This is a genomic window from Stenotrophomonas sp. KH_029 (genome assembly GCF_057839765.1).
The window spans coordinates 2684949-2706288 of the sequence record NZ_CM174498.1; the positions used below are offsets into that span (position 1 = coordinate 2684949).

General features: G+C 67.5%; 16 protein-coding genes and 1 pseudogene. 4 read left to right on the plus strand and 13 right to left on the minus strand.

The genetic code is table 11. From position 1 onward, the window contains the following. Positions 1-68: 68 nt before the first annotated feature. Complete coding sequence (locus AC3ITM_RS12175) at positions 69-488, plus strand: hypothetical protein (protein WP_489265302.1); 420 nt, start codon at positions 69-71, stop codon at positions 486-488. A gap of 117 nt (positions 489-605) precedes the next feature. Here the strand turns inward: AC3ITM_RS12175 and AC3ITM_RS12180 are convergent, their stop codons facing one another. The 10 genes from AC3ITM_RS12180 to AC3ITM_RS12225 form a co-directional block, all read right to left on the minus strand. Beyond that, positions 606-1496, minus strand: a complete 891-nt coding sequence (locus AC3ITM_RS12180) for an endonuclease/exonuclease/phosphatase family protein (RefSeq protein WP_489265303.1) — start codon at positions 1494-1496, stop codon at positions 606-608. Next, positions 1496-4654 carry a discoidin domain-containing protein gene (locus AC3ITM_RS12185; protein ID WP_489270098.1) on the minus strand — a complete coding sequence of 1053 codons (3159 nt, stop codon included), beginning with the start codon at positions 4652-4654 and terminating at the stop codon, positions 1496-1498. Before AC3ITM_RS12185 ends, AC3ITM_RS12180 begins: the two co-directional genes overlap by 1 nt. A 17-nt stretch (positions 4655-4671) precedes the next feature. Next, positions 4672-5508, minus strand: coding sequence for a carbohydrate ABC transporter permease (locus tag AC3ITM_RS12190; protein ID WP_489265305.1), 837 nt, complete (start codon positions 5506-5508; stop codon positions 4672-4674). Further along, positions 5505-6386, minus strand: a complete 882-nt coding sequence (locus AC3ITM_RS12195; RefSeq protein ID WP_228886838.1) for a carbohydrate ABC transporter permease — start codon at positions 6384-6386, stop codon at positions 5505-5507. The genes AC3ITM_RS12190 and AC3ITM_RS12195 overlap by 4 nt, the downstream gene beginning before the upstream one ends. After that, a complete protein-coding gene (locus AC3ITM_RS12200; protein WP_489270099.1) occupies positions 6383-7684 on the minus strand; it encodes a sugar ABC transporter substrate-binding protein in 1302 nt (433 codons plus the stop codon). The genes AC3ITM_RS12195 and AC3ITM_RS12200 overlap by 4 nt, the downstream gene beginning before the upstream one ends. A gap of 33 nt (positions 7685-7717) precedes the next feature. Further along, positions 7718-9352 (minus strand): glucoamylase family protein, encoded by a 1635-nt coding sequence (locus tag AC3ITM_RS12205; RefSeq protein ID WP_228886837.1) that lies wholly within the window; start codon positions 9350-9352, stop codon positions 7718-7720. A gap of 247 nt (positions 9353-9599) precedes the next feature. Then, positions 9600-12659 carry a TonB-dependent receptor gene (locus AC3ITM_RS12210; RefSeq protein ID WP_489265308.1) on the minus strand — a complete coding sequence of 1020 codons (3060 nt, stop codon included), beginning with the start codon at positions 12657-12659 and terminating at the stop codon, positions 9600-9602. A 126-nt stretch (positions 12660-12785) separates the two neighbouring features. After that, positions 12786-13814 (minus strand): LacI family DNA-binding transcriptional regulator, encoded by a 1029-nt coding sequence (locus tag AC3ITM_RS12215; protein WP_228886835.1) that lies wholly within the window; start codon positions 13812-13814, stop codon positions 12786-12788. A 149-nt stretch (positions 13815-13963) separates the two neighbouring features. Continuing rightward, entirely contained in the window at positions 13964-14233 is a 270-nt protein-coding gene (locus tag AC3ITM_RS12220; protein WP_489265310.1) for a BolA family protein, read from the minus strand. After that, positions 14230-14529, minus strand: a complete 300-nt coding sequence (locus AC3ITM_RS12225) for a YciI family protein (protein ID WP_489265312.1) — start codon at positions 14527-14529, stop codon at positions 14230-14232. Before AC3ITM_RS12225 ends, AC3ITM_RS12220 begins: the two co-directional genes overlap by 4 nt. Positions 14530-14875: 346 nt before the next feature. On the opposite strand from AC3ITM_RS12225, the gene AC3ITM_RS12230 reads away from it, so the two are divergent. The 3 genes and pseudogenes from AC3ITM_RS12230 to AC3ITM_RS12240 form a co-directional block, all read left to right on the plus strand. Next, positions 14876-15784 (plus strand): segregation and condensation protein A, encoded by a 909-nt coding sequence (locus AC3ITM_RS12230; protein WP_489265314.1) that lies wholly within the window; start codon positions 14876-14878, stop codon positions 15782-15784. A 15-nt stretch (positions 15785-15799) separates the two neighbouring features. Then, entirely contained in the window at positions 15800-16831 is a 1032-nt protein-coding gene (gene scpB, locus AC3ITM_RS12235; RefSeq protein ID WP_489265316.1) for an SMC-Scp complex subunit ScpB, read from the plus strand. Further along, positions 16824-18566: pseudogene (locus tag AC3ITM_RS12240) on the plus strand (pseudouridine synthase); the annotation flags it as partial. The gene scpB and the pseudogene AC3ITM_RS12240, both read left to right, overlap by 8 nt. A 264-nt stretch (positions 18567-18830) precedes the next feature. On the opposite strand, the gene AC3ITM_RS12245 reads toward AC3ITM_RS12240, so the two are convergent. The 3 genes from AC3ITM_RS12245 to AC3ITM_RS12255 form a co-directional block, all read right to left on the minus strand. Continuing rightward, positions 18831-19265 (minus strand): hypothetical protein, encoded by a 435-nt coding sequence (locus AC3ITM_RS12245; RefSeq protein ID WP_489265317.1) that lies wholly within the window; start codon positions 19263-19265, stop codon positions 18831-18833. Between the two features lie 92 nt (positions 19266-19357). Continuing rightward, the gene (locus AC3ITM_RS12250; RefSeq protein ID WP_489265318.1) at positions 19358-20191 is read right to left on the minus strand and encodes an amidohydrolase; all 834 of its coding nucleotides are present in this window, start codon (positions 20189-20191) and stop codon (positions 19358-19360) included. After that, complete coding sequence (locus AC3ITM_RS12255) at positions 20191-21339, minus strand: pyridoxal phosphate-dependent aminotransferase (RefSeq protein ID WP_489265320.1); 1149 nt, start codon at positions 21337-21339, stop codon at positions 20191-20193. Before AC3ITM_RS12255 ends, AC3ITM_RS12250 begins: the two co-directional genes overlap by 1 nt. Position 21340 lies beyond the last annotated feature (1 nt).

A 21340-nucleotide genomic window follows, 5' to 3' on the forward strand; every position in this document is an offset into this window, starting at 1 on the left:
CAGCAAACGCAGACAGCGGCCTTCGGGCCGCTGTCTGCGTTTACGGCCTGCTGTGGCATGCTCGGCCGATGAACCTGCGCCTGCTGTTGCCCATGTGCCCGCTGCTGCTGTGCGCGCTCTGCGCCTGCCAGCCCGACCCGCCCGTGCTCAGCAAGGACGCCATCGCCCTGCGCGATGCCGCACCGGAGGATGTCGTCCGCAACCGGCTGGGGGGCGCTGACGTCGAACTGCTCGCGCAGGACTGCAAGGTGTTCCGGGTGACGCGTGGGCCTGATGAGGCGGTCACGCTTACCGAGGTACTGGCTCCGCCGCCCTACCCCTTCTTCACCGCTTGCCAGCGGCAGTCGCTGCGGCAGGAAGACGGCGCGGTGGTTGCGGTGCTTGGCCGGATGGCGTTCGGCGCCGGCGGGTGCTGCGCCACGGGCGGCACCTGGCGTACGCGCGACGGCCAGGCGTGGGAAAAGATCAGCGAGCAGACCGTTCCGTAACGCGCCGGTTGCGCGCCGATGGTGCAGGAACAGCCACGCATGGCGTGGCTCTACGCTATCGACGCGGCCACGCAACCCGGGGGGAGAGCCACGCCACGCGTGGCTGCGTTTCCCCGATCAGGGCGTGGTGGCGGCCGGGCTGCCCGGGCTGGGGGCGAACTGCAGCCGCGTCCAGACCCCGTAATGGTCCGAGGCCCAGCGGCCTTCGGCATAGGGCTGGTCGAACAGCAGCGTTGCCTCGCGCGCGAGCAGCTGGTCCTGCTGGAAGAAGATGTGGTCGATGCGGCGTGGCGCATCGAAGTAGTGCCGGTTGAGCGTGCTGACCGGGGACTGCGCGGTATTGACGTGCACGCTGCCGAAGCTGTCGCCGTAGCGGTTGCGCAGTTCACTCAGGTCGCCGGCATCGACCAGCGCGTTGAAATCCCCGGCAATCACCACCGGGGCGCCGTCGGCGGTGGCGGCGATGAAACGCAACAGATCGGCCACCTGCTCGGCGCGGATGCGGCTGCCGTCGGCATCGCTGCGTTCGTTCAAGTGGGTGGCATAGACATTGACGGCGTGTGCGTCGATGGCGATGCGCAGGTGCGCCACGGTGCGGTAGTCGCCCAGCGGCGCCAGCAGGTGTTCGTTGCGCGCCAGCACCGGGCGCCGGGTGAGCAGCGCGTTGCCATAGCGTTTGGCGCTGCCGGGCGGGTCGGTGGAAACGAACTGGTAGTCGTAGCCCAGCCTGCGCGCCAGCCAGGCGGCCTGGTTGCGCACCCGGGGTTTCTGGATCACCTCCTGCAGCGCGATCGCGTCCGGCTGCAATGCCTGCAGTTCGCGCAGGATCACCCGGCGCCGCGCCGGCCAGTCCTCGCGGTCGTGGTGCAGGTTGAAGGTGACCATGCTCATGCCCGGCGCGGCCGCATCGGCGCGGTCGGCCGCACCGGCCAGCGCCGGCACGGCGGCCAGCAGCAGCGCGCACAGCCACCCGGCGCAGCCGATGCGCAATGCCTGCATCGGCTGCATTACGGCACCTTGCGTTCGGCGCGGCGCACCGCGGCCGGGATGTCGATCTCGACCCGGGCCGGCACCTGGGTGATGCGCAGCTCGCCGTTCAACCACTGCGCCGCTTCGCCGTTGATGGTGGTGTCGCCGGGCTCACCGCTGTAGGGCCACGGCAGGATCACCCCGCCGTGCGGCGGCACCAGCCCGGCCGGCAGTTCCAGCACCAGCTGCTTGTCGTTGCGGACCAGCGCGTAGTTGAGCAGGCCGTTGGGCGTGCGCAGGCCCTTGACCGCGATGCCCGGTGCCTCCAGCCAGCGCGAGGGCACGCCGGCGGCCAGCACCAGGCTGTCATCGACGTCGCGGTTGTAGGCGAACATGTCCAGCGCCGAACGCACGAAGTCCGAGGCCACCCAGGCGTGCGGCAGGTCACCGACGAAGAACGGTTTGCGCGGAGTGCGCGAGACCACTTCGGCCCACTGGTTCCACGCCTGCGGGGCGCGGTCGTTGAAGAAGAAGCCGGTGGCCTGCCAGGCACGGTCGCGCCAGCCCAGGCGCACGAACGCGGCGACGTTGCGCCATTCGTAGGGGGTGTAGTCCTTCCATTCGCGCTTGCCGTCGCGGCGCTGCTCGAACTCGGTCCAGTAACGTTCGAAGGTGTTGTCCAGGTACGGCTGCGGCAGCCGGCCCTGTTCACCGCCCGGGGCCAGTGCGATGGTGGTGGAAGTGGCATCGAAGTCGCCCAGCTCGGCCGACCCGGGCAGGTAATCGATCTTGTGCAGGTTTACCGCGGCCAGCAGCGAGGCCTGCAGGTCATCGCGGAACTGGTCGCGCGACGCGCTGATCTGCATCGCATCCAGCTTGCCCAGGGTGCTGGCGATGATCGCCGCGTCCTTGTAGCCGCGCAGCGCCCAGAAGTTGTCCCAGTACGAATGCATCGGCTTGGCCGAATAGCCTTCGTGGCTGATCGAGGCCGGCATCATCCCGTAGAAGGCCGGGTTGAGCGCGCGGTTTTCCTCGGTGCGCTCGCTCAGGCGCAGCCGCTCCATGTACTGGTACGCGCCCTGCACATGCGGCCACATGGCTTCCAGGAAGGTGCTGTCGCCGGTGTAGCGCCAGTATTCGGCGATGTTGAAGATCAGCTCGCCATGGCTGTCGTTCTCCGGCACCGGGTCGCTGCCGCGCGCATCCACGCAGCACGGCACCTTGCCGTTGTCGAACTGGTGCGGCGCATACCAGCTGACGTAGTCGCGCACCGCATCGCTGCGGCCCATGCGCAGCAGCCCTTCGGAAATCATCGCGCCGTCGCGGATCCAGCTGCGCGAATACGAGCGCGTGCCCGGCTGCAGGCTGGGCCCGATCCGCGAGATCAGCATGTGCGCCAGCGCCGTGCGCAGGGTATCGGCCAACGGCTTGCCGGCCGCCGGCAGCTGCAGGCTCACCTGGTCCAGCTTGGTCCGCCACATCGAGGCGACCGCCTGCTGCGCCCTGCCCGCATCGAAGTCCGCAGGCATCGCCCAGTTGCCGGTCTGCGGCAGCACGATGGCCACCTCACGGCTCTGGCCCGGCTCCAGCCGCCAGCGGTACAGCAGCGCGCCGGAGGCCAGCCCGGTGGCGTCGGCGACCTCGCCGGTGGCCGGCAGCGTGCCGTCGGCCAGGTGCTCCACCTCCAGCTTGCTGTCAAAAGCGGTGGCGAAGGCGGCGTCGGCCGGCTGCAACGCATACACCCGTGGACTGCCGTTGACCTCCACCTGGGTGGGGCTCACGGCCAGGTTGTCGATCCGGCTGAAGCCACCGACGGTATTGAGGAACTGGGTCGGCGGGTTGACCTGCCAGGGGCGTACCGCCAGGGCCAGGGTGTAGTCGTGGGCGACCTTGTCCGGATTGCGCAGGGTGTAGCGGCCGACCAGCTGCGCCTTGTCGGCCGTGCCCTGCACGAAACCGGTGACCTGCAGCGCGGCCTTGTCGTGGCTCCAATCCACGCTGGCGATCGGCAGGTAATCGTCCTGCAGCGACTGGCGGCTGTTCACCTCAGCCCAGCTCAGCAGCTTCTTGTTGTCCACCAGCACGAACGGCTCCACGCTGAAGCTGGCCTTGGCCACTTCCAGCGCGCCGTCTTCGCCGATCAGGGCCTGTTCGCGGCCGCCATCCAGACCCAGCAGGGTCCAGTACGGCTGCTCGCCGCTGAAGCCACGCGGCACGAAGCCGCGCGGCAGGTCGGTGCCGACCGAGCGGATGAAATCGTTGGGGGTAGCGGCAAATTCCAGCGGCTTGAGGCTGATGTCGCGGATGCCGTAGCGCCAGCTCGGGCCGCCCTTGAGATCAAAGCGCAGGTAGCGCGCCTCGGTATCGGGCAGCGCCAGCCAGTCGCGGCCGCCGCCACCGGCGGTGATTTCGCGCACCTGCCGCCAGTTGCGCCCGTCCTGCGAGGTGCGCACCACGTAACGGGTGGCCTCCAGCCCGGGCAGCCACTGGATCACCGCCCCGCCGAACTCGCGCAGCTTGTGCAGGTCCAGGCTGATGGTCTGGTCGGGCACCCCGCCGCTGATCCAGACCGTGTCGGCCTTGCCATCGGCGATGCGGCTCTGCAGCGCGGTGGCGGTATCGGCAATCACCGACGGTGCCAGCGCCGAGGTGTCCATCGGCGGCAGGCCCTGCAGAGTGAGCCGGTCGAAGCACACCGTGCCCTTGCCGCCGACCTTGTTGTAGATGGTGAACTCCACCGCCGCGCTGCGCTTGAGGGTCTTGTCCGCATCCGGGCCCCAGGCCTTGTCGATCTGGCGGGCGCGGTACTGCACGCCGGTCCAGGTCTTGGGGAACGCATAGCCGGGCCGGTTGACCCACCACACGTTGTCGCCGCTGGCATCGATCAGCTTGAACTGCAGGTCGTTGGCCGGCGAGTCGCCACGCAGCTGGAAGCCCAGCTGGTAGTTTTCCGGGAACTCGATGCCCAGCTCGCGGCGGATGCCCACGTAGCCGGACACCTCGTGGAAGTCGTAGTCCACGCACAGGGCGCGGCCGCCGCCGTTGCCGGCGACGCTGCGCAGCGAACCGCTGACCTGGTCGGACAGCACCAGTTTCCACGGGGCCATGTCGTCGAAGCTGTCCAGCAGCTTCGGTGCCGGCAACGGCGGTGGCGCAGCGGCCGAGGCCGCCAGTGACCAGACCAGACCCAGACCCATCACCGCCGCAGCATGCTTCACCCTTTGACACTCCCCAACAGCAGACCCTGGATGTAATAACGCTGCAATGCCAGGAACAGCAGCAGCACCGGTACCACCGTAACCACCGCGCCGGCCATCATCATCTCCACGTCCATGATGTGTTCGCGCGACAAGGTGGCCAGGGCGACCGGCAAAGTGTAGTGCTCCTGGTCGGTCAGCACGATCAACGGCCACATGAAATCGTTCCAGGCGCCCATGAAGGTGAAGATCGACAGGGTCACCAGTACCGGCTTGAGCATCGGCAGCACGATCTGGAAGAAGATCCGCATCTCCCCTGCCCCGTCGATGCGCGCCGCTTCCAGCAGCTCGTCGGGGATCGAGCGCGCGTACTGGCGCACCAGGAAGATACCGAACACGCTGGCCAGCGCCGGCACGATCACCCCGCCGAAGCTGTTGACCAGGCCCAGCTGCTTCATCAGCAGGAACAGCGGCAGCATCGCCACCTGAGCCGGGATCACCAGCGCGGCCAGCAGCATCTGGAAGATGCGCTCGCGGCCGGCGAAGCGCAGCTTGGCAAAAGCGTAGCCGCCCATCGTGTTGAGCAGCAGCGAGCCCAGCGTGATGGCCAGCGAGACCAGCAGGCTGTTGACGAAGTTGTTGCCCATCCCGGTCCGCGCGAACAGCTCGTGGTAGTTGGCCGTGGTCAGCGCCGAGGGCAGCAGCGGCGGCGGGAAATGCGCCGCCTCGCCGGTGGGCATGAACGACACCGACAGCATCCACAGCAGCGGGGCCAGGCTGACCAGCGCCAGCACGCTCAGCCCACCGTTGACCCACCATGCATGCCAGCGCGACTGGCCGATTTCACGACTCATACCAACTGCCTCTTGCGGCCGAAACGCAGCATGACGCTGGTCACCGCCAGGATGATCAGGAACAACAGGAACGCCACCGCCGAGGCGCGGCCCAGGTTCCACCACTTGAAGCCTTCCTCGAACATGAAGTACAGCACGCTCACGGTGCTCTGCAGGGGGTCGCCGCGGGTCATCACGTAGGGTTCGGCGAACAGCTGGAAGTAACCGGACACGGTGATCACCCCCACCACCAGCAGCACCGGGCCGAGCATGGGCAGGGTGATGTGCAGGAACTGCTTCCAGCGCGAGGCGCCGTCGATGCGCGCGGCCTCGTACAGGTCGTGCGGGATCGCCTGCAGGCCGGCCAGGAAGATCACCATGTTGTAGCCGAAGTTCTTCCACACCGCGAACAGCATGATGGTCGGCATCGCCCAGTTGGGGTCGCCGAGCCAGTCGATCGGGCTGATGCCCAGGTGGCCCAGGCCGTAGTTGACCAGGCCGTAGCTGGTGTGGAACAGGTAGCGCCAGATCACCGCCACCGCCACCAGGGTGGTCACCACCGGGGCGAACAGCGCGGTGCGGAACAACGCCTTGAAGCGCGCCGCCGGCGCATTGAGCAGGATCGCCGCGCCCAGCGACACCGCGATCGACATCGGCACGCCCACGATCACGAAATACGTGGTGTTCCACAGCGACTTCCAGAACATCGGGGTCTGCAGCAGGTCGATGTAGTTGCCCAGTCCGACAAAGCGCAGGTTGGCGCCGTCGGCCAGCGCGTACAGGTCGAAGTCGGTGATGCTCAGCGCCAGCGCCGAGGCCACCGGCAGGCCGAAGAACACGCCGATGACCAGGATGGCCGGGCCGGCGAACATCCAGCCGGCAAGCGAACGCTGCTTCATGGCGCGGCCTCCGTGGCCGGCGCCGCGGCATCGGCATCGGCCGCAGCGGCCTGCTGCTGGTGCATCCAGCGGCGTTTGGCGAGGACCTTGTCCACGCGCTTGTCCAGTTCCTTCACTGCCACATCCTGATCAAGGCCACCACGCACCACCTGTTCGGTGATGATCCGCATTTCCTGCACGATCCGCTCCCACTCCAGCACCTTGGGGGTCGGCTTGACCCGCTCGAGCTGGTCGCGGAACGGCTGCGCCAGCGGGTCGTTGGCCAGCGAGGGGTATTCCCAGGTGCTGCGCCGCGGCGGCAGGTCGCCGATGATGGAATGGAAACGTTCCTGGATGGCCGGGCGCGACAGGAACTCGATCAGCTTCCACGAGGCTTCCTTCTGCTGCGAGGAACGGAAGATCACCAGGCTGGTGCCGCCGGCGATGCCCGCGCCAGGGCCATCCGGGCCCGGCAGCGCGGCGGTGCCCCACTTGCCTTCCAGTTCCTTGGGCTGCAGCTTCTTGAACTCGCGGATGTTCCACGGGCCGGACAGGTAGAACACGTTGAAACCGCGGAAGAACTCGTCCCAGACGTTGGAGATCTGGGTCTCGGACATGCGCGGCGCCCAGCCCTGGGCGAACATGTTTTCGTAGAAGCCCAGCGTCCTGCGGAAGCCGGGACTGCTGAAGTTGCCGCGGGTGTCATCGTCGCGCAGCAGCGGGTCGGGCTGCTGCAGGGCGAAGGACAGCTGCTGCTCGAACTCGTTGATCGGCATCAGCACCGCGTAACGCGTGGGGCCCTGCATCTTCTTGATCGCGGCCATCATGGTGTTCCACTCGGCCCAGGTGCGCGGCGGGTGGTCGAAGCCGGCCTGGGCAAGCAGATCCTTGCGGTAGTACAGCAGGCGCGTGTCGACGTACCACGGCACCCCGACCAGCTCATCGTGCACCACGTTGGTATCCCAGATGCCCTGGAAGTAGTCGGCCGGGTCGACCACCTTTGACCGGGCCACGTACGGCTGCAGCGGGGTCAGGGTGTTGAGCTCGGCGAACTCGGGGATCCAGGTATTGCCCAGCTGGCATACGTCCGGCAGGCCCTCGGCGGCGAAGGCGGTCAGCAGCTTCTCGTGCGCGGCCGTCCACGGGATGTTCTGCACATCGACGTGGATGCCGGGGTTTTCGGCCTCGAACTCGCGGATCAGGCCGCTGACCACTTCGGCCTCGCGGCCCATCGCCCAGAACCGCACGGTCACCCCTTCGGGCTCCTTGCGGCAGGCACTCAACAGCAGGCTGCCGACCAGCAGCAGCAACAGACTCAGACCCAGCTTGGGGCGCGACGACAATGGCACTGCTTACTTCCCTTGAGGCTGGTTGCGGTTCGAAGTGGAGCTGTTCTTCTGTTCCTGGGCGGCGGCCGCGCGCGATTCGGCGATGCCGACCGAGCGTGCCGAGGCCGCCTTTTCATCTTTCTGCAGTTCCAGCGGCTGGTCCTCCCCTTCCGGGGTCAGCCAGCCGCCGCTGAAGCCGGCGCGCTCCAGGCCCTTGCGGATATGCGCGTTCTTCTTCATCACGTCCCAGACGAAATCGTTCCGGTAGTTGGCGATCATGGTCAGGATCGGGCCCTGGTCGATGCCGATGTAGTCGCTGGCCACCCAGCCACGGTCGGGCACCAACCGCCCGGTCTTGATCGGAATGTCGTAGTTGAAGCTGGGGTTGAACGAATCCAGGAAGCCGTAGCTGGAATAGATGTAGTCGCCGTAGCGCTTGTGCATCTCCAGCGTGGCCGGGATCACTTCTTCCGGGGCGAACACCACCGAGGCGATCGCCGCGGTCGGGGCGATCGTGCCGTCGTCGAAGTTCTCGCGCAGGCCGGCGCCGCGCGAGGAGTAATGGCGGAACTGGCGCTGCTCGCCGCGGTATTCCTGGGTGGTGTTCTGCGGCCCGTCGCTGGCGGTGAGCCCCCACACGTTCTGGCCGTAGTCCTTCCAGTTCATGGGGTTGGCGATGGCGTACTCGCGCTGGGCCAGTGCGGCCGAACGGCTGTTGAGGAAATAGGTGCTGCCACGCTCGCGCATGTAGGCATCCTGGATATCGCGGAAATCTACCCAGACGTGGGTGTACTGGTGGCCGAACAGCGGCCCGAAGGACAGGTATTCCTGGCCCTGGTAGACGCCCCAGTCGTTGTCGTAGGTGCGCGTCCAGACCGTCCACGCATCCGGGCTGACCGGATGGGTCGGCGAGCCCAGGGCGAGGATGTAGACCATCATCGCCTCGTTGTAGCCCATCCAGTCGTGGTCGATGAAGCCGCTTTCGGGGAACCAGCCCATCGAGATCAGCGGTGCGCGCTGCTGCAGCCAGGTCCAGTCCACGCGCTTGTACAGCGTATCGGCGATCTGGCGGATTTCCTTTTCGCGCGGGTCATCGCCGCTGTAATAGGACTGCGCGAACAGCACGCCCATCATCAGCAGCGCGGTATCCACGCTGGACAGCTCCACCCAGCTGTCGTAACGACGGCCCTGCTGCATGTCCAGGAAGTGGTAGTAGAAGCCCTTGTAGCCGCCCTTGCCGGTGCGCTGCGGGCCCATCGGCAGGTCGCGGAAGAACTTCAGGGTGAGCAGGGTGCGGTCGATCGCCTGGTTGCGGCTGACCCAGCCGTTCTCGATGCCGATCGGATAGGCGGTCAGCGCGTAGCCGACCGAGGCGATGCTGGCAAACGGGCGCGACGGATAGCGGTCGGGGCTGAGGCCGTTGACTTCGTTGGTGGTATCCCAGAAAAACTGGAAGGTGCGGCGCTCGATATCGTCAAACAGCGGCGGCAGCTCCGGCTTCATCGGGCGCGGCGGCGCGTCGGCCTCGATCAGGATCACCGGCGGGCGCGGCTTGGCCGGCTCGTCCGGCGCCTGCTGCTGGCAACCAGCCAGCGCCAACGACAATACCGCCAACGCCACTATCCGATGTGCTTTCACCGACCACCTCTTTCTGCGCATGTTCGTGCTGGAGAGCATAGCCTCAACCGGGCTGAAATCGTTTACAGATTCCGGGCCAAAAAAATCCGCGGGGGCGGAAGGGGGAGTTCGCGGGCGGTACCCCCAGGGGCACCCCACCGCACACGCGCTTGCCGATCACCGACGGGCAAGCGCCTGTGCAGTTCCGCCGGTCGGCCCAAGCCGGCCGGCGGTGCTGCCCCGGCACCGCCCACAAGGGCGGCGCCGGGTCATGCCTGTACCGCTGCGATCAGAAGCGGAAGCCGACTTCGGCCTTGACCTGGCGCGGAGTACCGATGATGTCGCCGGTCTCGTTGTAGCTGGCCTGCAGCTTGCCGTTGGACTTGACGTAGTTGTAGCTGGAGAAGTTGTCGAAGTTGAACACGTTGATGATGTCCAGGCGAGCGTACAGCTCGGTATCGCCCGGCATCTTGAACGTCTTCGTCGCCTGCAGATCGACCGAACGGTAGCCGAAGATCTTGCCACCCAGCAGGAACTTGCCATTGGCGTTGGGCACAGCCGCCTGCGGAGTCGGCAGGTCATAGCCACTGGCCTGCGGGATGCCGTACCAGTCGTTGACGGCGGTCGGGGTGGCCAGGGTGAGCTTGCCACCGAAGGTGATACCCCAGAAGCCGGCGTACGAACCGGTGACCACCAGGCGGTGGCGCGGCGCGCCGTTGGAGCGGATGGTCGGGTAGTCCTCGATCAGGCCGCGGTCGAACGCGTACTTCTCGTTGATGTCGCGGTTGTGGCGCGCGGTGGTCCAGGTGTAGGCGATCGAGGTACCCCAGCCGCTTTCCTGGGTGAACGGCTTCTGCGCCGACAGCAGCACCTGGGTCGCACGGGTCTTGATGCCCTGCTGGCCGATGATCAGGCTGCCGAAGCCCGGCACGTTGCAGCTCCAGGCCTGGCTCAGGCCCGGGTCGGTGCCACCGCACAGGCGCGGGTCATCGAAGAACTGGCCGGTCGGGTAGCGGTTGCCCAGGGTGAAGGCGAAGCCGTCGTAGCTCAGCGTGCGGGAGATGGTGGCATCGGTCAGCCAGTCACCAACCTGGTTGCTCATGCCCAAGCTGAACTGATCCGAGTACGGGGCCTTCAGGTTGTTGTTCAGCAGGTCCACTTCCAGACCGGCATTGCTGGTCGCACCGACCAGTGCCTGCAGGTTGCCGATGCCGTTGAGCAGGTTCGGGTTCCAGTCATAGCAGGCGGCCTGGCCGTTGATGCAGGTGCCGGTGGCCGGGTTGCGGAAGTAGATGGTCGGCTGCGGCAGCGCCAGCTTGGTGGTTTCCAGCTGCAGGTTGTCGAACAGGTCGCGATCGTAAGAACGACCGGCACCACCGTGGATCACGTGCTGCTCGTCGGCGTTGATGTCATACGAGAAGCCCAGGCGCGGCTGCCAGGCATCCTTGAACGCCTTGCGGTTGTGGCCGGTGCTGATGTAGTTGCTGATGTCCAGACCGCCCAGCGCCAGCGAATCGGCGTAGGTCTGGCCGGCGGGCGCGCGCGGATCCTGCGAGTAGATCGCGTCGACCACCTGCTGCGGGGTCACGAAGTCCAGGTAGGACGGGGTCTTCTCGTAGTCCCAGCGCAGGCCGATGTTCAGCTGCAGGTGGTCGTTGACCTGCCAGTCGTCCTGGATGAACAGGCCGACCTGCTTGGACTTGGAACGCACTTCGCCCGACACGCCCGACACGCCGGTCACCGGCTTGACGAACTGCGCCTTGTACGGAATGGAATCGGGGAAGTCCGCATCGCCCAGGCTGTAGGTGAAGGCCGGATTGATCTGTGCCGCATCCGATGCGTACAGATCGATTTCCTTGTACTTCACGCCCATCTTAATGGTGTGGTCGCCGGCCCACTGGATGCCGTCCAGGGTCAGGTTGTCTTCGATCGACCAGCCCTTCTGGCCCTTCACCTGCGAATCCAGCGCCGATGCGCCACCGATCTTCACCACGGTGCGATCTTCGGTGCCGTCCGGTGCGGTGTAGGTGATGCCGTTGGCCAGGGTCAGCGGAGTCGGGTTGTTGAACGAATCTTCATGGGTGACCATCAGCTCGTTGTAGTAACGCTCGCCACTGTGGTTCCAGCGCAGGGCATAACGACGGTCGGTGTTGACCACTTCGCGGCCGGCTTCCGGTGCGGTCTGGCCGCTGAACTGCGACTGGGTTTCATCACGGTCCTGGAAGGTCAGCTCGATGCGATCGTTGTCGGTCGGCTCGAAGTCGATCTTGGCGAAGATCAGATCCTGCTGGAACGGCTGGCTGGCCGGGCCCAGGCCGGCGGCGCCGTCGGGCGGCAGCAGGCTGGCAGCACCGGTGACCGCGCCGTCCGGCGCGATGGTGACCGGCAGGTCGAAGCGCTTGGCTTCATAGGTCACGAAGAAGTGCGCCTTGTCCTGGATGATCGGGCCACCCAGCGCGAAGCCGTATTCCTTCTCGGCCGAGACCATCTTGTCCTTGCCGCCCTGGCGCTCGGCCGGGGTCTTGGCGCGCATGTCCTCGTTGGTGTAACGGTAGAAGGTTTCACCCTTGAACTCGTTGGTACCGGACTTGGTGGCCGCGGTTACCGCCGCGCTGGACACCTGGCCGTACTCGGCCTTGTAGTTGCCGCTGATCACCTTGTATTCGCCGATGGCCAGCTGCGGGAACGGGTTGCCGGCGCTGCCGGACTGGCCGGCCACGCCGCCGCCCTTGACATAGCTCTTCTGGCCCACGCCGTCGATATAGACGTTGGTGCCGTCGGCATTGGTGGCACCGCCGCGCAGGGAGGTGTTGCCCTTGGCATCGCGGGTGAAGATCATGCCCGGCACCGCGTCGGCGAACTCCAGGAAGTTGCGCGACACCTGCGGGGTGGTCTGGATCTGCTGCAGGCTGACGGTCTTGCCCACTTCGGAAGTACGCACTTCCTGCAGCAGGGTCGGCGCGATCACGTTGACCGTGTCCAGGTTGGTGGCATTGGCAGTGCCGCCGTTGGCCGGCGCGCCGCTGAAGTTCAGGGTCGCCGTGGAGGCCACGGTCACGGTCACCTTCTGGGTCTGGCCATTGGCCACCACGTCATAGGTGCCCGGGTCCAGGCCCATCAGCGAGTAGCTGCCGTCGGCGCGGGTGGTGGCGCGGCGCACCGAGCCGCTGGCCAGGTTGGTGGCGGTCACTTCGGTGCCGGCTTCGGCCTGGGCGACCTGGCCACGCAGCGAGGAGGTGGCCGACTGCGCCATCAGGGTGGGGGCGGCGCCGAGCAGCAGGCAGCTGACCAGCGCGCTGGTCAGCAGGCTACGGGCCGGCACGCGGGTGCGGTGATTGGAATACGTCATGTAAATCTCCGGGTGGTGGTGGCCGTCTTTGCGGCCCCTGTCGTTTTTTTGATTGCGTGGTTTGGATGCGTCAAGACCAACGGTCGTGACCTGCTGCACTACCTTGTATTGCGTCATGACCAACGGTCACGACCTACCGCTTGAATCACGCACGATCAGGCTCGGCACAAGCGTCTGCTTGTCACCGGCCACTTCCGTGTTGTTGCCGTCCATCAACTGCAACAGACGCGTCATCGCCTTATCGCCAAGATCGGCAATGCTCACCTGCATCGTGGTCAACGATGGGTGAACGAAACGCGCCAGCGGAATGTCATCGAAGCCGGCCAGGGCGACATCGGCCGGAACCCGCACGCCTGCCTGCGCGAACGCATACAGACAGCCCAGCGCCATCATGTCGTTGGCGGCAAACACGGCATCGGGCAGCGTGCCGGCGGCCAGCAGCTCCTGCCCGGCGCGGTGGCCGGAAGCTTCGTCAAAGTCGCCGGGCAACTCGATGCCGGCAGCGCCGGCACCGAACGCGGCCAGCGCGTCACGGAAACCACGCAGGCGCTCGCGGGCATCGAAGTTGAGGTCCGGACCGGAAATGAATGCGATGCGGCGGTGGCCGACATCCAGCAGGTGGCGGGTCATCGTCATCGCCCCGGCATGGTCATCGATGCTCAGCACCGGATGGTCCTGCTCGGGCAGGTAGGTATTGATCAGCACCGTGGGCAGTGCCTGCGGCAGGTTGTCGGTGAGGAACCCCGGGCTCTCGGCGTACGGGGACAGCACCAGCAGGCCGTCCACCCGGCCACGCATGGCGCGCAGGGCCGCGCCCTGCTGCTCTTGGTCGCCGTGGTAGCTGGACACCAGCAGGTGCTGGCGGCGCTCGCGGGCCACCCCGTCGATGCCACGCATCAACTCGGAGAAGAACTCGCCGTACAGGTCCGGCAGCACCACGCCAATGGTGTTGGTACGGCGGCTGCTCAGGCTGCGGGCGGCGGCATGCGGCGTATAGCGCAGGCGCGCAGCCACCTCCAGCACCAGCTTGCGCACGGGCTCGGCGACATTTTCATGGCCGTTCAGGGCACGCGAGACCGTCGCCACAGAGACGCGGGCTTCGCGGGCTACATCTTTGATTGTGATGGCTGCCTTGTTCACTTCGCCGCCCTCCACGGCTTAGAGATTTGGGGCTTGGCGCGGAATGTAAGCGTTTTCAATCCTGAATGTAAACACTGCGTTAGCCATATGTCGTACGGCGGTAACGCAAAGCTGTCCATGGCGGCCCCCTTCGGGACTCGCCAGGACAAGGCAGGACAAGGGTTTCAGCTGTTTCTGGCCGGTGTCTCGGCGCGGATGGACAGCGCATGGATATCGGTGTCCATCATGCTGCCCAGGGCGGCATAGACGGCCCGGTGGCGCGCAAGTGGCAGCTTGCCCTCGAAGGCGGCGCTGACGATGTGCACGTTGAAATGCCCGCGGCCGTCACGGGCGCCCTCATGGCCGGCGTGCCGGTGGCTGTCGTCCTCCACCTCCAGCTGCACCGGGTCCAGCGCCTGCTGCAGGGCCGCGCGGATGCGCTCGACCCGGTTCATGGCAGCACCTTGCGGAACGGGCGCACCTGCACCCGCACATACACCCCGGCATCCACGTAGGGATCGGCCTGGGCCCAGGCCTGGGCCGCCTCCAGCGAGTCGAACGCGGCGATCACCACGCTGCCGCTGAACCCGGCCGGACCCGGATCCTCGCTGTCGATCGCCGGGCACGGCCCGGCCAGCAGCAGCCGGCCGGCATCGCGCAGCGCAGTCAGCCGGGCCAGATGGTCCGCGCGCGCCGTCAACCGGGCCGCCAGCACATCGGCACCGTCATAGCCTTCAATCACATACCACACAGGCAACTCCCAAGGCTCAACTAAACGAACCTGGCGATTCTAGCCCGCCCGGCTGGACACTGCCGGCCTGAACCCGTACTCTTGTCCCCATTGCACGTGGCTGGACGCAGCAGCCCCGTCGGCAACCGGCTTCACCACCCGACCGACGATTGACCCGCTGCCCCACACCAGCGCACGTAGACGACCTCCCGTAGTTCTGTCGCTGCCCATCGCGGCGCGCCTTGCTGTTTGAAGTGTGGAACCACGCCGACACAGGCGTGTCATGGCTTGCCATCTTGCCGCCCGGAACGCTCCGGCCGCTGGCACGGTGCGGCGACCGGTCCGTTGCAATACTGACGTCAACTTGATGACTTCCGAACTCGCGCTCGACGCGAACCCGCAAATCCGGCCGACCGCCCCACAGCAGCAGGAAATGCCGCTGGCCGTGTGGCATGGGCAACCGGTCCTGCAGATTCCGCAGGACCTGTACATCCCGCCGGATGCGCTGGAAGTGATCCTGGATGCCTTCGAGGGCCCGCTGGACCTGCTGCTGTACCTGATCCGCCGGCAGAACCTGGACATCCTGGACATCCCGGTGGCCGAGATCACCCGCCAGTACGTCGAGTACATCAATGTCATGCAGGAGCTGCGCTTCGAACTGGCGGCCGAATACCTGGTGATGGCGGCGATCCTGGCCGAAGTGAAGTCGCGGATGCTGCTGCCGCGGCCGCCCAGCATCGAGGGCGAGGAAGCCGACCCGCGTGCCGAACTGGTACGCCGGCTGCAGGAGTACGAACGTTTCAAGCAGGCCGCCGAGGACATCGACGCCCTGCCCCGCCAGGACCGCGACACCAGTCCGGCACATGCCTTCGTCCCCGACCGGGCCGCGATCAAGCTGCCGCCGCCGGTAGACCTGAAGGAAATGCTGGTGGCGCTGCACGACGTGCTCAAGCGCGCCGAGCTGTTCACCGGGCACGCGATCAAGCGCGAAGCCCTGAGCGTGCGCCAGCGCATGGGCGAAGTGCTGGGCCGGCTGGAAGATGGCAAGTTCTACCGTTTTGAAACGCTGTTCACCGCCGAAGAAGGCAAGCTGGGGGTGCTGGTGACCTTCCTGGCCCTGCTCGAACTGGCCAAGGAACAGCTGCTGGACATCGTCCAGGAAGCCCCGCTGGCGCCGATCTACGTCAAGTCCCTGGCCGCCGGCAACACCAACGAACCGCTGCAGTTCAACAGCGAATTCGACGACCCCGCCGACGCCGCCAACGAAACCGACTGAGCACCCGACCCTCGCATGGATCAACCGCTGATCAACCGTATTGTCGAAGGCGCGCTGCTGGCCTCCAGCCAGCCGCTGACCCTGGCGCAATTGCAGGGCCTGTTCCCGGAAGAGGAGCCGGCCCCGCCGGGCAGCATCGAACGCGCGCTGGAATTGCTGCGCGAGGGCTGCCAGGACCGCGGCGTGGAACTGGTCGAGGTCGCTTCCGGCTTCCGCTTCCAGGTCACCGGTGAGGTCCATGCCTACATCACCCGGCTGTGGACCGAGCGCAAGACCCGTTACACCCGCGCCACCCTGGAAACCCTGGCGCTGATCGCCTACCGCCAGCCGATCACCCGCGGCGAAATCGAACAGGTGCGCGGCGTGGCGGTCAGCAGCAACATCATCCAGGCCCTGGAAGAGCGCGAATGGATCCGCGTGATCGGCCACCGCGACGTGCCCGGCAAGCCGGCGCTGTTCGGCACCACCAAGGGCTTCCTGGATTATTTCGGACTCAAGCGCCTGGACGAACTGCCGCCGCTGTCCGAGCTGCGCGACCTGGGTGAGCTGGAACCGCAGCTGCCGCTGGACAACCACGGCCAGCTGGCCGGCCGCCTGCCCGCCGGCGCGTCCAGCCCGGAAGGCGAGCTGGACGGCGATGCGGCCAACGACGACGGCGGCCTGCCGGCGGCGGCCGGCGAGGACCAGGACGACGCGGATGCGGCGCCGGTCGACCCGCCCGAACCCGCCGCTGCCCGGCTGGCGGCCCGCGCCGCACTGGCGGCGGCGCGACTGGCGGACCCGCCCGCAGATGCGGACAATACCCGGGGCCCGGCCGATGCCGATGCCACCGACACCCCATTCGATGCGCCGTTGCCGCCTGCCGACGACGACGCTGATACGACCGCCAGCGATGGCGAACCCGATACCGCGCCGGGAGAGCGCGCGGCGCCCCAGAACGAAACCGAAGACAACGCCGTCGCGACGACGACCGTGGCTGTTGACGAAGCCGATCCCGAACCAGAGGCCGACGCACCCGTCGCCGGCCGGAGCCAAGTGAATGAGTGACACCCCCCGCAAGCCGTCTTTGAACAAGCTTTCGCTCAAGCGCGAAACCGCCACCGACCAGCCCAAGCTGGAAGAACGCCTGCACAAAGTGCTGGCCCAGGCCGGGCTCGGCTCGCGCCGCGCGCTGGAACAGCGCATCGCCGATGGCCTGGTCAAGGTCAACGGTGAAGTCGCGCAGACCGGCATGTCGATCAAGAGCGGCGACAAGGTCGAGCTGGACGGCCGTGGCTTCGTGGCCACCGCGCTGACCGAAACCTCGCGCGTGCTGGCCTACAACAAGCCCGAAGGCGAAGTGACCACCCGCGAAGATCCCGAAGGCCGCCCGACCGTGTTCGAAGCGCTGCCGGCCCTGAAGGGCGCGCGCTGGATCGCGATCGGCCGCCTGGACATCAACACCACCGGCCTGCTGCTGGCAACCACCGACGGTGAGCTGGCCAACGCGATGATGCACCCCTCCTACGAGGTCGAACGCGAGTACGTGGTGCGCGTGCGCGCCCCGGAAGGCGAAGAGAAGGTGCCCGACAACATCGTCGACCGCCTCGCCCGCGGCGTGGCGCTGGAAGACGGCCCGGCCAAGTTCGACGAGATCGAACGCATCGGTGGCACCGATTCGCACGACTGGTTCCGCGTGGTGGTCAAGGAAGGCCGCAACCGTGAAGTGCGCCGCCTGTGGGAATCGCAGGGCTGCCAGGTCAGCCGCCTCAAGCGCACCCGCTACGGCAAGGTGTCGCTGCCGCGCGAACTGCTGCGCGGCCAGTCGGTGGAACTGCCGGTCAAGCAGGTTGAAGCCCTGCGCGCCGAACTGAACCTGGAAGCAGGCGCGCCGTCGGCGCTGACCCTGCAGCCGGTGATCGGCCAGCGCCGCGCGGCCAAGACCACCGTGCGCGTGTCGCGCGAGGGTGGCCGCGGCAACGCCTACGTCAACGGCCACAATTCGGCCGACGAAGGCCGCGAACTGCGCCGTTTCGACAACGTGCGCGAAGAGCGCGGCCGTGGCCGCGGCGGCAATGGCGGCGGCTTCAAGGGTGGCCTGACGGTCAGCGGCGAAGCGGCGGCCAAGCAGTCCCAGCGCCCGTTCAAGGCGCGCCCGGACAAGGGCAACCGCGCGTTGCCGGAAGGCAATCCGGCCGCGTTCCGCAGCTGGTACGTGCCTGACGGTGTCAGCACCGGCCCGAGCAACCACCGCAATGCCGGCCCGGGCGCTGCCCGTGGCCCGGGTGCGCGCGGTCCGGGTGCCGGCGCAGGCGCCGGTGGCCAGGGCCGTCCGTACGGCAAGCCGAAGGGTCCAGGCGGCGCCGGCGGCCAGGGTCGCAGCTTCGGCGGCGAAGGCCGCGGTGCAGGCGGTGGCGGCGGCTACGGCGGGGAAAGCCGTGGCGGCTACGGCGGCCAGGGCCGTCCGGCCGGTCCGGGCGGCGGTGGCAACCGCGGCGCCCAGGGCGGCCAGGGTCCGTCCCGCCATCCCTATGGTCACCCGGGCAATGCCCCCAGCTTCCCGTCCGACCACGCCAACCCGGGCTTCAGCCCGTACGGCAGCGCGCGGCCGGCCGGCAACGGTCCCGGCGCACGTGGTCCGGGTGGCCCCGGCGGCAACCGTGGCCCGGGTGGTCCCGGTGCACGCGGCCCCGGCGGTCCGGGCGGCAACCGGGGCCCCGGTGGTCCCGGTGCACGCGGTCCCGGCGGCCCGGGCGGCAACCGTGGCCCGGGTGGCCCCAGCGCACGCGGTCCCGGCGGCCCGGGTGGCAACCGTGGCCCGGGTGGCCCCGGTGCACGCGGCCCCGGCGGCCCGGGCGGTCGCCCCGGCGGCAGCCGCGGCCCGGGTGGCGGCGGTCATCGTGGTGGCGGCCCGCGCGGCGCCTGATCGCTGATACGCTGAGATCAAAAAACCCCGGCTTCGGCCGGGGTTTTTTGTGGTCGTTCGGTGGCCGTGGTGCTGGCCACCGCAGCGCGTAGATCCACGCCATGCGTGGATGCCTTGGCGTGGGGCGTGGACGCCCTTGCTTCAACGCCGCTCGATGGTGAACTTGCCCAGGCCCACGCCCAGGTCCCAGCCCTTGCCGGTGCCAGCCAGCGCCAGCGACACATCGCCCTTGGTCATCACCTGGGCATTGCTGGACTTGTCCGCACCGGCGTGCGCCTCCACCGAGGCATACGAACCGAGCAGATCGTTGAGCGAATAGGCGCCGGAGAACCGGCCCTTGCCGTCGACGATCTTCGACTTGCCCACGGTCAGCCCACCGCCCTTGACGGTGATCTTGACCGGAATGCGCGCGCCGTTGTCGCAGCTGATCGTGCCGGTACCCGAGGCGGTCTTGTACAACACCGACCAGCCGGCCAGGTTGTAGTGCAGTTCGCAGTCGATGTTGCCGGCCGCCTGGGCCGCCGGCACCGCGCTGATGCCGGCCAGTGCGATCAATGCCAGGGAGAACGTCTTCATGCAGGTCCGCTCGTACGCAATGGGAATGACTGGAATCTAGCAGCGTGCGCGTGTGGCCTGGATGAGGCCGCCCACGCGCGTCAGGCCATCGTTCAGCCAGCGCCGGCCGGCCCGCCCAGGGTGAACGCATCGGCATCGAGCATGGCCGGGAAGCGCGCGCGGTGCGCGGCCAGCGCCGCCGCCGACAAGGTGGTGGTCACCACCTGCTCCACCTCGCGCACTTCCAGCTGCGGCTGGCCGAGGAAATCGATCACCGCGCTGTCGCCGGCATAGTGCAGGCCATTGCCGTCCACGCCCACGCGGTTGACCGCAGCCACGTAGCAGAGGTTTTCGATCGCCCGCGCGCGCAGCAGCGTGCGCCACGGGTAGGCGCGCGCCGAGGGCCAGTTGGCCACGAACAGCTGCAGGTCGAAATCCAGGTCGTCGGCGCGCTCGACGTTGTAGCGGTTGCGGCAGAACACCGGGAAGCGCAGGTCGTAGCAGACCTGCGGGTTGATCCGCCAGCCCTTCCAGTCCACGCACAGGCGTTCGCTGCCGGCGGCATAGCGCAGGTGCTCATCGCCATAGCGGAACAGGTGGCGCTTGTCGTAGTGCCGCAGCGCGCCGTCCGGGGTGGCCCACAGCAGCCGGTTGTACACGCCCTGCCCCACCCGCAGCTGCACGCTGCCGGTGACCGCCGCGCCCAGGCGCGCGGCCTGTTCGCGCATCCAGGCCACGGTCGGGCCGTCCATGTCTTCGGCCTTGTCGATGGCCGCGTTGGAGAATCCGCTGGTGAAGGTCTCCGGCAGGATCACCAGGTCGGTCTGCCCGGCCAGCGGCGCCAGCAGCGCGCCGTAATGGTCGCGGTTGCCGGCCGGGTCGTGCCAGCGGGTGTCGCCCTGGACCAGGGAGACGCGCAGGTCGCTGCGGTGGACGGGCGCGTCCATCACAGCGCCTGCAGGCGGTCGATTGCCGCGTCCAGGGTGGCGTCGTTCTTGGCAAAGCACAGCCGTACCAGGCGCTGGCCAAGCGGCGCGGTCTCATAGAACGGCGACAGCGGAATCGCAGCCACGCCCTTTTCAATCGTCAGCCACTTCACGAATTCATGGTCGGGCAGATCGCTGATCGCCGAATAGTCCACCAGCTGGAAGTAGCCGCCCGGCACCGGAAGCGGGGTCAGCCGGGTGGTCAGCAACTGTTCGCGGAAACGGTCGCGCTTGGCCTGGTAGAACGCGCCCAGTTGCAGATGGTGTTCGGGCTCATCGCGGATCATCGCGGCAAACCCATGCTGGGCCGGGCCGAAGCTGGTGAAGGTGTTGTACTGGTGCACCTTGCGGAACTCGGCGCTCAGCAACGGCGGGGCGATCGCATAACCGATCTTCCAGCCGGTGCAGTGGTAGGTCTTGCCGAAGCTGGAAATCACGAACGTGCGCCCGCGCAGTTCCGGATAGCGCAGCGCCGATTCATGCCGGCGGCCGTCGTAGATGATGTGCTCGTAGACCTCATCGGAGATCAGGTAGATATCGGTGCCGCGCAATACTTCGACCAGCGCCTGCATGTCATCGGCGGTGAGCATCGCCCCGGACGGGTTGTGGGGCGTGTTGACCATCAGCAGACGGGTGCGCGGGGTGATCGCCGCGCGGACGCGGTCCCAGTCCACCGCGAAGGTCTGCGGGTCCAGCGGCACGTGCACCGCGCGCGCGCCGGCCAGCTCGATCGCCGGCTCGTAGCAGTCGTAGGCCGGGTCGAGCACGATCACCTCCTCGCCCGGGCGCACCACCGCGTGGATGGCGTTGAAGATCGCCTCGGTGGCGCCGCTGGTGACGGTGATTTCGCTGTCCGGGTCCAGCTGCGCGCCGTACAGGTCCAACGACTTCTGCGCGATGGCCTGGCGCAGCGGCGCCACCCCGGTCATCGGCGGGTACTGGTTCAGCCCGCCCTGCATGGCCTGGACGGTGGCATCGAGCAGGCGCTGCGGCGCGGAGAAATCCGGAAACCCCTGGCCCAGGTTCACGGCGCCATGCTCGGCGGCCAGCTGGGACATCACGGTGAAGATGGTGGTGCCCACCTTGGGCAGCTTGGTCTGCGGTTGCATC